This is a genomic window from Mesorhizobium subarcticum, assembly GCF_055456085.1.
Genome location: NZ_CM144237.1, coordinates 4,741,241 through 4,754,894, shown reverse-complemented (window position 1 = coordinate 4,754,894; position 13,654 = coordinate 4,741,241). Strand labels below are relative to the sequence as shown.

Below are 13,654 nucleotides of genomic sequence, written 5' to 3'. Positions count from 1 at the left end.
TGATGCGGCTCGAGCATTGACGCCATTGGCTTCGGCGTCTTTACTCCCGGGCAAAGGAAGCGGCCATGGGCATCCACCTGAAATCAATCCTGGCGCTCGCGACCGCGCTAACCGCATCCGCTGCCGGTGCCTCGACCGAGACCATGCACATCCTCTGGAAGGATTTGCGCCCGGCGACCCAGGCTGTTGCCGAGGACCCCAATCTGCCGATGATCGCGGCAAAATTGCCCGATCATGGCGAGACGCTGTCCCTCATTTTGCAGGATAAGAGCATACAATTAGCCGGCTATGCATTGCCGGTCGATCGCGATGGCGATCTCGTCTATCAGTTCCTGCTGGTGCCATGGACGGGCGCGTGCAGCCACATGCCGACACCGCCGCCCAACCAGATCGTGCTGGTCACGCCTGCCCATCCCTACAAGATGTCGCAAGCCTACCAGCCGGTCGCCGTCACGGGTGCGTTGAAGGCGGACATGGAAAAGAGCCAGCTGTTCATTCTCGATGGCGTCAGCGTCATCCAGTCCGGTTACACCGTGCGCAAGGCGGAGGTGGTCGGCGTCGATACCGTGCCCGACACCGTCACCTTGCCGGTGAACTCGCCCTGGAGTTTCCTCAACAAGAAGAAAAATTGACCGCCCTCAAGCCGCGTTGGCCCCCAATTCCTTGTCCAGCACCATGTAGTCGAGCGGGATTTCCGTCGTGTACTTGATCTGCTCCATGGCGAAGGACGACGAGACGTCACGGATTTCGATCTTGGCGATCAACCGCTTGTAGAAGGCGTCGTAGGCGGCGATGTCGGGCACCACGACGCGCAGCAAATAGTCGACATCGCCGCTCATGCGGTAGAACTCGACCACCTCGGGAAACTCCTGGATGACTTCGGAAAACCGCCGCAGCCATTCGTGGCTGTGGGAATTGGTGCGAATCGAGACGAAGACGGTGACCCTTACATTGACCTTTTCATGGTCGAGAATGGCGACACGCCGCTTGATGACGCCCTCCTCCTCGAGCTTCTGGATGCGGCGCCAGCAAGGCGTCGTCGACAGGCCGACTTTCTTGGCGACATCGGCCACCGCGAGCGTCGCGTCCTCCTGCAGGAGGCGGAGAATTTTTCGGTCAAGGCGGTCCATGGGAGGCTCCTGGGGGAATAGTTTGTCTATAATCCCTCTTATTCGAGGCTTTCACAAGAAAGAAATTCTGCCAATCGCCATGAAAGCGAGTGATTTCTTGCTGAATGCCTAGCCGATGCGATAGCGGATTTCCGAGCGAAGGAAAGGCAGCAAATCCATTTCAAACCACGGATTCTGCTTCAGCCAGCCGCTGTTGCGCCATGACGGATGCGGCAACGGCAGCACTTTCGCACCGACGGAATTCTCCCAGATGGCGCGCCAGTCCATCACCGTTTCCGTCAGCGAGGGCCGGCGCGCGGCGCCCATATGCCAGGACTGTGCATAGATGCCGATCGTCAACACCAGGTCTATTCGTGGCATCAGCGCCATCAGTGGCGCGCGCCAGGCCGGCGCGCATTCGCGCCTCGGCGGCAGGTCACCGCCCTTGGCATCCTGGCCGGGAAAGCAGAAGCCCATCGGCACGATGGCGAACTTCTCGATGTCGTAGAATTCGTCGCTGGTCACACCAAGCCAGTTGCGCAAGCGGTCGCCGGAGGCATCGGTGAACGGCATGCCCGACAGGTGCACCTTGGTTCCCGGCGCCTGGCTCGCGATGAGGATGCGGGCACTGGACGAGGGCCGCAGAACCGGACGCGGCTCGTGCGGCAGCGGTTTGCCGATGGGGTTTTCGACGCAGATGCGGCAGGCCCGGATCGTCGCGGCAAAACTGTCCAGTTCCATACTCAAGCGGCGGCACTCGGCCGGCTGGAGATCGCCTGATACCAGCGCAGCACATTGGCGCAGTCCTCCGGCACCCTGATGCGCGCCGGCTTCATGAAGTCGATCGCGATCAGGCCAGTGATATCGGCGATCGAATAGCTGTCGCCGGCGGCGAATTCCCGGCTGGCCAACTCGTCGTCGAGAATTCTCAGGAATTCCACCGCCTTCGACTTGTTGGCCTCGCCCCATTCGGGGATCTGCGGGATTTCCCATTCCTTCATCGCTGGATGGATGTGGCGAAAGGCCTGCGCGACGCAACTGAGCAGGTTGAACTCCATCCGCCTCTGCCACATCTCGACCTGGGCCTTGCCGAGCGCGCGCTGCCCGAACAGGGCCGGCTCCGGATGCAACTCTTCGAAATAGCGGCAGATGGCGACGGATTCAGTGATGATGGTGCCGTCGTCAAGTTCCAGCACCGGCAGGCGTTGCAAAGGGTTGCGCTCACTCACCGTTTGGCTCTTGTGCTCCAGCGCCCCCATGTCGATGGACACCAGTGGAACCGTAATCCCCTTCTCGGCTAGGAAAACGCGAACCCGCCGCGGATTGGGTGCCCGGCCACCGTCAAAGAGCTTCATTTCGATCCTCCTCTTCCCTTACAGGCGATGCGCTTCACCAAAAGCGAAAAATCTCCCGCACAGCATCGCCGATCGACGCCAGCGTGCCGTGTTTTCGCTCCACGACGTCGCCATGATGGCTGTTGCGCCAGTCCTGCGGCTGGTCGAACGTGCCCGCCCAGATACCGATCTTTGCCGCGCGAGCAGTCGCTTCCTGGCTTTCGAAGTCGCCATAAGAAACGGCCCAGCCCGCTTCGACCTGGGCGCGGTTGAGGTCGGTGTCGCCGGCCTTGCAGTCGCCCAGCAACCGGCGATAGCGATCCCGCTGCCAGCCGCTGCAGGTGACCGGCCTGCCGGCGATCAGGCGCACCAGCGACTGGCGCGCCAGCGTGCCACAGGCATAATCGATGCCGTTCCTACTGCAGGTCTGGGTGTACTCGGGGGCGTCGATGCCGCGCATGCGGATGCGCTCGGTGCCGAGCGTGATCGAAATCGCCGTCATTGATGATGGCCGCGCCTTGCGTCTGGCGCGTCTCCACGCGGTCGAGGCGCGCCGCCAGCAGGATCAGCAGCCCCAGAATGATGGATGTAAGCCCATAATCCAGAAGTCGCCGCCACGGGCTCCTGGGCGTCGCCGCGTACCGTCGGCGCGATCTTGGCGACCAGGAACGGCTCATATGGCAAACGGTTGGTTAATCATTCGAACGTAGCTTAACACCTTGAAACCGCTGCACGTATAAACTGAAGTTTTTGATGCCCTTGCAACGCTCGAACACAGCGGACAAGTTCATTGTGGACCGCATGAAACGGCATCGCAACAGCGATGTCGCGCGTGCGGTGCGCAAGACGCGCGACCGTCTTTCGCAGCAGGCAGGCAATCCCGATTTCGACCGCGAACTGCTGAAACTCCACGCCCGCGCCATGACAAACGGCGCCGTGGTCATCCCGTTGCTCGTGCTGGCGATCGCCGCTGCCGGCCGGCTCGCCGGTGTCGGCAACGAGATCGGGCTTTGGGCGTTGTTCACGCTCACCTGCTATACGATCGTCACCTTCATGGCGCGGCGCATCGAGCGTACGGAAGCGTCCGAGCTCAACCCCTTGCAAACGCGACGGGAATTCCTGGTTGGCCATTTCCTGTGCGGCCTCGGCTGGGCCTGGTTCGTCTTGCTGGGCTGCGGCGCCTGCGAGGTCGACCAGTTCCAGGTGGTCAAGGCGGTGGTGCTGCTGTTTGCCATGGCCGGCACGGCCCTGATGGCCTCATCGCTCAGCGGAGCGCTGCTGGCAACCTTTGCCGTACCGGTGGCGCTCTGCGCCTATGTCGGCATCAGGCTGTGGATGCCGGTTGAGGCAATCATGGCAGGGCTGCTTGTCTTGTCGTTGCCCTTCTTCGCCTATGTCGCCCGTCACCTCAACCGCTCCTCGCTGATGCTGCTGTCGTTCCGCTCCGAAAAAGATGCGCTGATCGCTGAACTGGAGACGGCGAAATCGATGTCGGACGAGGCGCGGCGGCGCGCCGAGGACGCCAATCTGGCGAAGTCGCGTTTCCTCGCTTCGATGAGCCATGAACTGCGCACGCCGCTCAACGCCATTCTCGGCTTTTCCGAGGTGATGTCGAACGAGGTGCTGGGACCGATGAACAACCCCACCTATCGCGACTATGCGCACGACGTGCACGAATCCGGCCAGCATCTGCTCGACCTGATCAACGAGATCCTCGACCTCTCGCGCATTGAGGCCGGCCGCTACCAGCTCAACGAAGAGCCGGCTCTGTTGCTGAACATCGTCGAGGATTGCTGCCACATGATGGAACTGAAGGCACGCAACAAGGATATCCGCGTCGTCCAGGATTTCGAGCACGAATTGCCACGCCTGTTCGCCGACGAACGCGCCGTGCGGCAGATCACGCTCAACCTTTTGTCCAACGCCATCAAATTCACCGCCACCGGCGGCGAAATCCGCGTCCGCGTCGGCTGGACGGCGGGCGGCGGGCAATACATCTCGATCAAGGACAATGGCCCCGGCATTCCCGAGGACGAGATCCCGGTGGTGCTCTCGGCCTTCGGCCAGGGTTCGATCGCCATCAAGAGCGCAGAACAGGGCACCGGGCTTGGCCTGCCGATCGTGCAGGGGCTGCTCGCCATGCATGGCGGCGAGTTCGAGCTTCATTCCAAGCTACGCGAAGGCACCGAGGCGATCGCCATCTTCCCGCTGAGCCGGGTGATGGAAGAGCTGCCGGCACTGCCGACCGCAGCGGTGGCGGCGAGAAGGCGGTAACGGGACCTCGTCAGCTCCCTGTGTGCCTCGTGCCTAACCTCGAACAGCTGCCGCCATGCCTGAGCTGGTCAGCGCCGCTGCCTTAACCAGGCCTGCCGCTAGAGCAGCCCCTGCCCCTTCGCCATGGCTTATGCCGAGGTCGAGCAGCGGAAGCAAAGCGAGCAGCTCGGCGGCCCTTGCATGCGCCAGCTCCGGCGACAGGCTAGCCAGAAGGCAATGGTCTAGAGCCGAAGGGTTCGCGGCATAAAGCACTGCTGCGGCTGCCGTTGCCGCAAAGCCGTCGAGCAGCACGGGAATCTTCTGCATCCGCGCAGCGAGGATGGCGCCGGCGATCGCCGCGAACTCGCGGCCGCCGACCCGGCGCAGCACTTCCAGCGGGTCCTCGAGATGGCCGCGGTGAAACGCCAGCGCCGCATCGACCACATCAGCCTTGCGGGCTTGCATCGCACCGTCGGCGCCCGATCCCGGGCCGATCCAGTCGGCACCCCTGCCCCCGAACAGCGCCGCGAGCAGGGCTGCGGCCACGGTGGAATTGCCGACGCCGAGATCGCCGAGGCACAGCAGGTCGGTGCCGCCTGCAATCGCTTCCATGCCGAAGGCCATGGTGGCCGCGCACCCGCGCTCGTCCAGCGCGGCGTCCTCGGTGATGTCGCCGGTCGGGATATGCAGGGCAAGATCGAACACTTTCAGCCCGAGATCGTTGGCGATGCAGATCTGGTTGATCGCAGCACCTCCGGCCGCACAAAGCTCGACAGCGTTGGCGGTTGCCGCCACCGGCCGCGCCGAAATGCCATGACGGGTCGCCCCGTGATTGCCGGCAAAGACCGCCATTAGTGGTCTTGTCACGGCGGGTGGAGCACGTCCGCTCCAGCCGGCGAGCCAGGCGGCGATATCCTCGATACGACCGAGTGAATGCGCTGGCTTGTCGGCTTTGGCAAACAGCGTACGCACCCGCGCCTCGGCTGTCGTGTCGGCCGCCGGCAAATTGGCCAGCAGGTTGCGAAAATCATCGAAAGGCAGCGCGCTGGTCATGTCTAAGCAATCATTCCTGGAACAGGTGAGCGGCATAGCCGCGTTGTGCGATCGGCACAACCTCTGGGATGATGCTTCTTGCATTGCCGCAAAGGCGGCCTGGGACGGCGCAATCGCGAGGGCTTGCATTGGCTTTGCGGTTGCACCATGTGGAGATGGAATGCGGGATTCCGGATGGAGGCCCTGAAGAGAAAGTCATGACGGCCATCGAATCCCCGTGCATCCTGGTCTGTTCGATCGATATGAAAACCGGCTTCTGCTTCGGTTGTGGTCGCACGCGCGAGGAAATCGGCGCCTGGATGGGGATGACGCCGGAAACACGCCGCAATGTCATGGCTGAGTTGCCGGCCCGGCTGGAAACGGTCGAGCGCCGGCCGCGCCGGGAAACGCGCCGCACGCGCATGGCGCGCGAACGCGACGCGATCTAACTCTTTGTTTTAACGCAATTCCTGTGGGAAAACGGTTTCACACTTTCCTGGAATTGCTCTAGCGAGGCACGGATGAGCAGCCGGCTGTTCTGGATTGTGATGGCGATGATCGGCGTGGCAGCAGTCCTGCTCATGCTCAACGATTCCGCCGGCAGCACGCTTGGCATCGAGAATTACGATTTTGGCCGCCTGGTCTGGCTTGGCGCGTTCGGCGCCCTCATCGGCGCCGGCCTGCTGCGGTCAGCTCCGTTGGGTGTGATGGCCCGCAACCTCGGCGCCTGGGCCGCAATCGTGCTGGCGCTGATCGCCGGCTACCAGTATCGCTACGAGCTGCAGGACGTCGCCAGCCGGGTGACCGCGGGCCTTGTGCCCGGCAGTCCGCTGGCGCTTGGCGTCGAAGACGGCCACGCCACCGTGACCCTGGACAAGGCCGACAATGGCCATTTCGAAGCGCGCATCCTGGTCAACGGCAATCCAGTACGAGCCGTTGTCGACACCGGCGCGACCAGCACGGTGCTGACGTCGGAAGACGCGCAGGCAGCCGGGTTCAACCCAGCCGCGCTCAACTACACCATACCGGTCTCCACGGCCAACGGCATGGCACGTGCCGCAGCGGTCAAAACGGACGCGGTGGCGATCGGCGGCATCGTGCGCAAGGACATGTCGGTGATGGTTGCCGCCCCCGGCATGCTGAGCCAAAGCCTGCTTGGCATGAATTTCATCGGCTCGCTGTCGGGCTTCGACGTGCGCGGCGACCGGATGATCCTCAGAGACTGAGGTCAGGCCGCTTCGGCGGCCCTTCCGCCAAAATCGACGGCCGCGAAAGCCGTCTTCAGCACGTCAGGCCCGGCACCGGGCCGGTTTGCGTCGGTCGACAGGATCTGGCGGTAGCGGCGCGCCCCCGGCAATCCGTGGAACAGCCCGACCATATGGCGGGTGACATGGCCGAGCCGGCCACCCTGCTCGATATGGCGTGCCGCGTAATCCGCCATCGTGTCGATCAGCGCGGCGAAATCGAACGCTTCTGATGGGGCGCCGTAGAAGGCGGCATCCGCCCCCGCCAGAATACCGGGCGTGTGGTAGGCCGCGCGACCGAGCATCACGCCATCGACATGATCAAGATGCGCCCACGCCTCTTCAAGCGACTGAATGCCGCCATTGATGCCTATGAATTCGTTTTGTTTTCTGGCCTTCAACCGATAGACCCTGTCATAGTTGAGCGGCGGGATATCGCGGTTTTCCTTGGGGCTCAGCCCTTCCAGCCACGCCTTGCGCGCATGCACCCACAAGGCGTCGGCGCCGGCGTTGAAAACTCCGTCCGCCAGCGCATCGAGCGCCGGCTCGGGATCCTGTTCGTCGACGCCGATGCGGCATTTGACGGTGACGGGAATTGTCACCGACCTTTTCATTGCCGCGACGCAGCCAGCGACGAGGTCCGGCACTTTCATCAGGCAGGCGCCAAACGTGCCCGACTGGACGCGATCGGATGGACAGCCGACATTGAGGTTGATCTCGTCATAGCCGAACGCCTCGCCGATGCGCGCCGCCTCGGCAAGTTTTGCCGGATCGGAGCCGCCGAGCTGCAGGGCGACCGGATGCTCCGCGACGTCGAAACCAAGCAGCCGATCGCGCGCGCCGTGGATGACCGCGTCGGCAACCACCATCTCGGTATAGAGCAACGCACGGCTGGTCAGCTGGCGATGGAGGAACCGGCAATGCCGGTCCGTCCAGTCCATCATGGGTGCGATAGCCAGTCTATGATCTTGATTTTTCAGCATTTTTTCTTTAACATCAAATCGTTAGTACCTGCCGAGTGCACACGAATTTACGCCAGAATACGACCCTTTTCGCCACGTTTCGATCTCTCAGTGCACACAGAGCGCACACGAAAAAACGGCCACCTACACAAAACTCTCGTCCGGTTCCTGGCGTGTCCAAGTCCGTCGCAAGGGTCGCTACGTCAGCGAGACCTTCTTGCGCCGAGACGACGCACGGCGCTGGGCAACCGAAGTCGAGCGCCAAGTCGATCGTGGTGAGACGCCGACCAAGTCCCGTATAGCCCGCCTGAAAACTTTCGGTGAACTCATCGACCTTCATATCGACGACATGTGCGATGTAGGCAAGTCCCCTCGCCGCTCCAAGGCCGCAGCTCTCGATATGCTCCAAAGACATCTGGGGAAGTGCAACATCGCGGCTCTCGATCGCGAACGGCTCATTCGTTTTGGGCGCGACCGGGCCGCCCAAGGTGCCGGACCGATGACGCTCGGCATCGACATCGGCTTTGTAAAACTCATTCTGGCTCATGCCGCTGCGGTGCACGGCCTGCCCGTCAAGGTCGAACCGGTTGATCTCGCGCGTATTGCCCTAAAGAGGCTTGGCCTCGTTGGTAAGGGCAATCAGCGCGACAGGAGGCCGACCCAGGATGAACTCGACAGGCTCATCGCCCACTTCGATGCAAATCCTCGTCAAATAGCGCCGGTTGGTCAGATAATACGTTTCGCCGTCGCAACCGCAATGCGCCAGGAGGAAATCTGCAAGGCGCGGTGGTCCGACATGGACGCCCGCACGCGGATGCTTCTCATCCGTGACCGGAAAGACCCGCGAAACAAAAACGGAAACAATCAACGCATACCCTTGTTCGCGGCAACTGGGTACGACGCATGGGCGATTGTCGAGGACCGACTGGCCAAGCGAAGCAATGACGATGATCGAATTTTCCCATTCAATCATAGGTCAGTCGGCACCGCCTTCCGTCTAGGGTGCGCTGACCTGGACATCCACGACCTTCATTTTCATGATTTGCGGCATGAAGGAACGAGCCGCCTTTTCGAGGCTGGATTCACGATCGAACAAGTTGCGCTGGTAACTGGGCACAAGGACTCGAAAATGTTGAAGCGCTACACCCATCTCAAGCCCGAGGCTCTCCACGCGCTGTTGGCAGCGCGCGCCGCATAGATGTGAGTGTCAAAAGGTTCACGATAGAAGTTTCTAACCCACCTAGGTCATTGATCTAGCTGTGTTTGTTCTTGCCTGTGACGCACAGCCGACCCATGAGTCGTCAAGAAGTTACATTTCTGATTCTAAAAGGAAAATCGCCGAAAAATACTTTGAGATTTTCACCAACTATCGGGATCAATCGGGCGATTTTTCACTTTGCGGCGGTCGACGCCGCGCCCAGGCCGTCTCAAAAAGTACCGTCACCGCCAGCCAAAAAGAGCATTTACTCGACGAACTCGTTTGTTAGTCGATCCGGGTGCCTCGGCACAAATAAATGTGTTCGAGGTCTGCATAGCAACTTCGCCGGATATCTGCGAGGATGCTAGTTGATGCTTGTGGGGGCACTCGATGATTATCCGAAAAGACGCGATGCATTTACTACCGTCCGAGAAGAAGGCTTTCTCGGACGCTGTTCTCGCTTTGAAGAAACAACCGAGTAAACTACACCCCGCCGACAGAGCACGCGGACGCTACGATGACTTCGTAGAAGTCCATTACAACGCCATGATGGCGATGATGATGGGTCACATGCCGAATTGGGGGCACCTGTCAGCCGCCTTCGGACCATGGCATCGCGTCTATTTGTATCACTTCGAGTCCGAGCTACGCGCTACCAGCGCTGCGGCGGCGTCGGTGGCGTTGCCATACTGGGACTGGACGAACAAGGCGTCCACGCCGCCGTATTCGCCTCCGATCTGCTCGGCAGCAATGGTCGAGCCGCCGATGGTCAAGTCATGGACGGGCCATTCGCCCATGCCGCCGGCAATTGGAACGTTGTCGTGAAAGACAACGAGACGGATCCTGATTTTCTGGCGAGACAGTTCGGCGCCGATCCCAGTGCGCCAAAACTTCCGGGCAAAACAGCTCAGAACGCGGTAATGGCCCTCGGCATCTATGACGAAGCACCATGGTATGACGACAGAAGGAAGACAGCCGCGCAGCGCAACCGCGCCGATCAGTTATTTCGGTTTCGGCTGGAGTACGACCTACACAACCTGGTGCATCGATACATCGGCGGCGACATGGGACTGGCCTCCTCGCCGAACGATCCGGTGTTTTGGCTGCATCACTGCAATCTCGACCGGCTGTGGTCCTATTGGGAACAGACGAAGGGCGTCGATGCTCCATACGCTCCCGACACAGGTGGCCCCGACGGCCAAAGTGGCGACAAGCCACTCATCCACGCATTCTCGAATGGGACGCCACCATGGCTTGGGGCGACGAAACCCCAGGACGTCTACCATTCTAGAGCGCAGATTCAGGTTGGTTATGACACCGATCTAGAGGAGACACGTGTGCTGGCGGATCTTCGATCTGCCAAAGTCATGTTGGCGGACATGCACATGCCAATGCCGGCCAAGGACATGTATCCCCTGCGACGCGAGTTCCACGAAGCGTCAGCGTCGGCAATGAAAATGTTCCCACTCAGAAGCGAGTTTAAAACTACCAAATTGCTGTAGCGGAACTTCGTGAAGGCTGGCTGGCGAGAGGCCGTGGTCGAAGATTGATTCCGTGAAGAAAGCCAGGGTCACAGGTCGGCCGAAGTTTGTCAAAGTCCTTCGCTGGAGTCTTCTGGGAAGTTGTCTTAACTATTGCGTTGCATGGGAAACCGGCCATATTCAAGCACTGTGTCCAATATGCAAGATGCGCCTGCCACATATTTTTGTCCGCGTGCTGTTGGTAAAGTTTGATTTTCCGACAATATAAAGCAAGTTGTATTGACATGTAAAGGTTTCTCGGCTCCATTACTCTTATCTGTCCGGTTGGCGAGGCGGCAGGGGTGCACGCGACGCGGGGATCCGATAGCCGACGAAGGCGCCGAGCCGATGCTGCTCACCGCTACCTCATCTCAATAACTTTGAAGAGAACTTAAACGTAGCCCCCCCCACATAATTGTTGTGATCGCGTCAAAGAAAAGGGTCAAATATATGGTCCGTGCATCTTGACTGCCCAACGCGCCCCCAAATCTGTGTGGGACTTTGTCGTCCTTGGAGACGGGCCGGCTGCATCGCGTTTCGCAGCTCGGCTCGTGGCAGCAGGGCGCTCTGTCGCCGTCGTTGGACGCCGTTCCATCAAGAAACCCTTCCTCGAGACGCTATCGGGGTGTCTGACTCTAGAAATACCGCGATCTTCTCTCGAGCACGCATGCATGGAAAGAATATCCGCGTGGGGCGCTTCAAGTATTACCGAACGCCCGAGCATGCTGCAGCCGTGGGGTCCGGATTGGTTTGTTGATCGCGCTAATTTCGATGGCGCGCTAAAGGCGATGGCTGCGGGAATAGGGGCAGTATACTACCACGCCGCAGTCGTTAGACTACGTCGAGAAGCCGAATTATGGACCATCGACTTTAGCGATGTTCCAGGCATCAAGGCCAGTGTAGTTGTCGACGCGAGCGGCCGTGCGAGTTATTTTGGTCGTCGGCTGGGGGGGCGTAGGGTCTTTGCAGATCGGCTAGCTGGACTAGCGTGCTCGATGACGACAGCTGAACTCGAGCCCTATGCAATTGCTGTATCTTCATCTCCAGGGGGCTGGTGGTATGCTGGCCCCGCTGCGGATGGGACGCATAGTTGCATCTTCTTTACCGATGTTGACTTGCCCCAGTTTGGACGTGCGCGCTCATTGAGCGGCTTGGAGAATCTGTCTCGCGAGAGCGTTTTACGGAACGGCTGGCAAATTGCTGGAAAGCCTCGCGCGTTTGCAGCATTCTCCGGCTTTCTGTCACCATGCATAGGCGCTGGTTGGTTAGCTCTGGGCGATGCAGCCGCCAGCTTTGACCCGCTCTCGGCCAGCGGACTGGCCAATGCTTTTGAGACCGCCGACCTCGCTGCAGAGACATGTATCCAGGGCGACGATCTCCGAACCTATAGCGAAGCAATCGCCAGCAAATTCGTCGCCTACTTAGCAAATAGGGCCGCAGTGTACGGGAGGGAACGCCGCTGGCGCGGCCATCCGTTCTGGTCGCGCAGGACCATGGCGTACGACAACAGCTTAATGGATCATTGGGGGAACTGATATGACCAAAGGTAATATCGTGGCTTGTCGAAATCTATCCGGGTATTGGCATTGCCAGGCTCGGCGACAGTCCAGATAGCTATTTCATCGGCCCTGAGACTCCGGGCCTATCTCCCACGGCAGATGCCAAATTCAAAGACGCTCAGGGACGCATCCGTCGGCAGGCCGCGCGTTTTCGGATCTTCGGCGTAGATGCCAATGGCAACTTTGTTGAGGAAATCAACTCACAACTCGCTGGCGCTAAAGTGGAGTGGACAGTGGCCGTTGCGAATCGCAAGGCAGCGGGTGTGAAGTTCTCTGGCGTAAGCCATGATATGCGGCCGGGCGAGATATCCGATGACCCCTCGCAGCTGAGGAACCGCAATGTCACGGATCGTTCGACACTCGAAATAGTGCCCTCCCAGCGCAACATTGCCGGCACAAACCAAGGCGGAGACCAGTTCGCATTCGTTGATGGATCGTTCAATGGCAGAAGCGTGTACCTCGGCGAATTGAAGACGGACGCCCTGGGCCGGCTGGTCGTCTTGGGAGGTCATGGCGCGTCCGGAAGCATGCCTGGGTCCAGACCACTAACACAATATGCCGACAACGACGGATGGTTTGATGACACTTCCGACGGCCGCGTCTCCGCCAAGGTTCAGTTAGATGGCCGGGATATACCCCTTGTCGCTCCGTCTTGGGTGATCGTCGCGCCACCAAAGTTCGCTCCCTTTATCCGGAACGTCGTCCCACTTTATGACGTGATGGCCGAGGCTGCAGGTGTACCGGCGCCGGCGCAGCTTTCATTTACCGACCATATATATCCCCATTTTGCAGCATTTGCCGATATGCAGTGGGTGAATGGGATGTCTTTGCGGGGACATGGTCCGCAAAAGGCGGGAAACTTCCGAGACCCAGGTATAATACAAAAACTCAATGACAGTTCGAAGGAGCTCGCAGGCTGGCGCGCTCAAGTCTTTAAGCGTCTGCGTAAGCCATCGAGTACCGACGTAGCTGAGGCCTCGTACAATTTCATGCCCGCGCTTTCCGGAGACAATGGCGACGCCACCATTGGGAAACCTGCAACTTGGCTGTCATTGCCGCAATCCACCTACAAAATGCTGGAGCGCTGGGCAAAGGGTGATTTTGATAGTGACTGGCCTGGTGTACTTCCGATGCCCACTACCCTGGAAAACTTGCCTTTGGAGTTGCAACCGGCTGCGCTGAACAAGGCTGCGCTAGAACCATGTGTCGGCGGGCCATTTTATCCGGGAATTGAGATCACCTACTTCTGCCGTCTGCCCGATCTTTACTCTGAACCGTTTCGGTTCGAACTCAACCAAGCTTAAACCGGGCGACATCACTCAACGTATGGCGGTACCATGGCAAGCAGACTTCTACGAATGCCAAACTCATTGGTGGCCGGCCCAGAGGCCTGACGACGTTCTGAACGAGACCACATATTTACGCGCCCTCATCGACTTTCCA

General features: G+C 60.0%; 14 protein-coding genes and 2 pseudogenes. 10 read left to right on the top strand and 6 right to left on the bottom strand.

The window, feature by feature from the left end:
- Window positions 1-65 precede the first annotated feature (65 nt).
- A complete protein-coding gene (locus ACZYHG_RS23040) occupies window positions 66-632 on the top strand; it encodes a DUF3299 domain-containing protein (protein ID WP_464610525.1) in 567 nt (188 codons plus the stop codon).
- Between the two features lie 6 nt (window positions 633-638).
- Here ACZYHG_RS23040 and ACZYHG_RS23035 read toward each other — a convergent pair whose 3' ends face one another.
- The 4 genes and pseudogenes from ACZYHG_RS23035 to ACZYHG_RS23020 form a co-directional block, all read right to left on the bottom strand.
- Window positions 639-1,130 carry an Lrp/AsnC family transcriptional regulator gene (locus ACZYHG_RS23035; RefSeq protein ID WP_464610524.1) on the bottom strand — a complete coding sequence of 164 codons (492 nt, stop codon included), beginning with the start codon at window positions 1,128-1,130 and terminating at the stop codon, window positions 639-641.
- Between the two features lie 108 nt (window positions 1,131-1,238).
- A complete protein-coding gene (locus tag ACZYHG_RS23030; protein ID WP_464614768.1) occupies window positions 1,239-1,913 on the bottom strand; it encodes a uracil-DNA glycosylase family protein in 675 nt (224 codons plus the stop codon).
- A complete protein-coding gene (locus tag ACZYHG_RS23025; RefSeq protein WP_464610523.1) occupies window positions 1,853-2,464 on the bottom strand; it encodes a glutathione S-transferase in 612 nt (203 codons plus the stop codon). The genes ACZYHG_RS23030 and ACZYHG_RS23025 overlap by 61 nt, the downstream gene beginning before the upstream one ends.
- Window positions 2,465-2,498: 34 nt before the next feature.
- Window positions 2,499-3,120: pseudogene (locus ACZYHG_RS23020) on the bottom strand (thermonuclease family protein).
- A gap of 76 nt (window positions 3,121-3,196) precedes the next feature.
- Between ACZYHG_RS23020 and ACZYHG_RS23015 the strand changes: the two are divergent.
- Window positions 3,197-4,717 (top strand): sensor histidine kinase, encoded by a 1,521-nt coding sequence (locus tag ACZYHG_RS23015; RefSeq protein WP_464610522.1) that lies wholly within the window; start codon window positions 3,197-3,199, stop codon window positions 4,715-4,717.
- Between the two features lie 33 nt (window positions 4,718-4,750).
- Here ACZYHG_RS23015 and ACZYHG_RS23010 read toward each other — a convergent pair whose 3' ends face one another.
- On the bottom strand, window positions 4,751-5,749 hold the full coding sequence (locus tag ACZYHG_RS23010) for a nicotinate-nucleotide--dimethylbenzimidazole phosphoribosyltransferase (protein ID WP_464610521.1): 999 nt from the start codon (window positions 5,747-5,749) through the stop codon (window positions 4,751-4,753).
- Window positions 5,750-5,946: 197 nt separating this feature from the next.
- Here ACZYHG_RS23010 and ACZYHG_RS23005 point away from each other — a divergent pair, with 197 nt between their 5' ends.
- The gene (locus ACZYHG_RS23005; protein WP_096446020.1) at window positions 5,947-6,177 is read left to right on the top strand and encodes a DUF1289 domain-containing protein; all 231 of its coding nucleotides are present in this window, start codon (window positions 5,947-5,949) and stop codon (window positions 6,175-6,177) included.
- Window positions 6,178-6,249: 72 nt separating this feature from the next.
- Window positions 6,250-6,954, top strand: coding sequence for a TIGR02281 family clan AA aspartic protease (locus tag ACZYHG_RS23000; RefSeq protein WP_464610520.1), 705 nt, complete (start codon window positions 6,250-6,252; stop codon window positions 6,952-6,954).
- A gap of 2 nt (window positions 6,955-6,956) precedes the next feature.
- On the opposite strand, the gene dusA is transcribed toward ACZYHG_RS23000, so the two are convergent.
- Window positions 6,957-7,955, bottom strand: a complete 999-nt coding sequence (gene dusA / locus ACZYHG_RS22995) for a tRNA dihydrouridine(20/20a) synthase DusA (protein WP_464610519.1) — start codon at window positions 7,953-7,955, stop codon at window positions 6,957-6,959.
- 196 nt (window positions 7,956-8,151) lie between these two features.
- Between dusA and ACZYHG_RS22990 the strand changes: the two genes are divergently transcribed.
- From ACZYHG_RS22990 to ACZYHG_RS22965, 6 genes and pseudogenes are all read left to right on the top strand, one after another.
- Window positions 8,152-9,132 (top strand): site-specific integrase, encoded by a 981-nt coding sequence (locus ACZYHG_RS22990; protein WP_464610518.1) that lies wholly within the window; start codon window positions 8,152-8,154, stop codon window positions 9,130-9,132.
- Window positions 9,133-9,193: 61 nt separating this feature from the next.
- Window positions 9,194-9,421 carry a hypothetical protein gene (locus ACZYHG_RS22985; RefSeq protein WP_464610517.1) on the top strand — a complete coding sequence of 76 codons (228 nt, stop codon included), beginning with the start codon at window positions 9,194-9,196 and terminating at the stop codon, window positions 9,419-9,421.
- 101 nt (window positions 9,422-9,522) lie between these two features.
- Complete coding sequence (locus tag ACZYHG_RS22980) at window positions 9,523-9,957, top strand: tyrosinase family protein (RefSeq protein ID WP_464610516.1); 435 nt, start codon at window positions 9,523-9,525, stop codon at window positions 9,955-9,957.
- Window positions 9,954-10,634, top strand: coding sequence for a tyrosinase family protein (locus ACZYHG_RS22975; RefSeq protein WP_464610515.1), 681 nt, complete (start codon window positions 9,954-9,956; stop codon window positions 10,632-10,634). The genes ACZYHG_RS22980 and ACZYHG_RS22975 overlap by 4 nt, the downstream gene beginning before the upstream one ends.
- 689 nt (window positions 10,635-11,323) lie before the next feature.
- Window positions 11,324-12,187 carry an NAD(P)/FAD-dependent oxidoreductase gene (locus ACZYHG_RS22970; RefSeq protein ID WP_464610514.1) on the top strand — a complete coding sequence of 288 codons (864 nt, stop codon included), beginning with the start codon at window positions 11,324-11,326 and terminating at the stop codon, window positions 12,185-12,187.
- Between the two features lie 14 nt (window positions 12,188-12,201).
- A pseudogene (locus ACZYHG_RS22965) lies at window positions 12,202-13,549 on the top strand (LodA/GoxA family CTQ-dependent oxidase); the annotation flags it as partial.
- Window positions 13,550-13,654 lie beyond the last annotated feature (105 nt).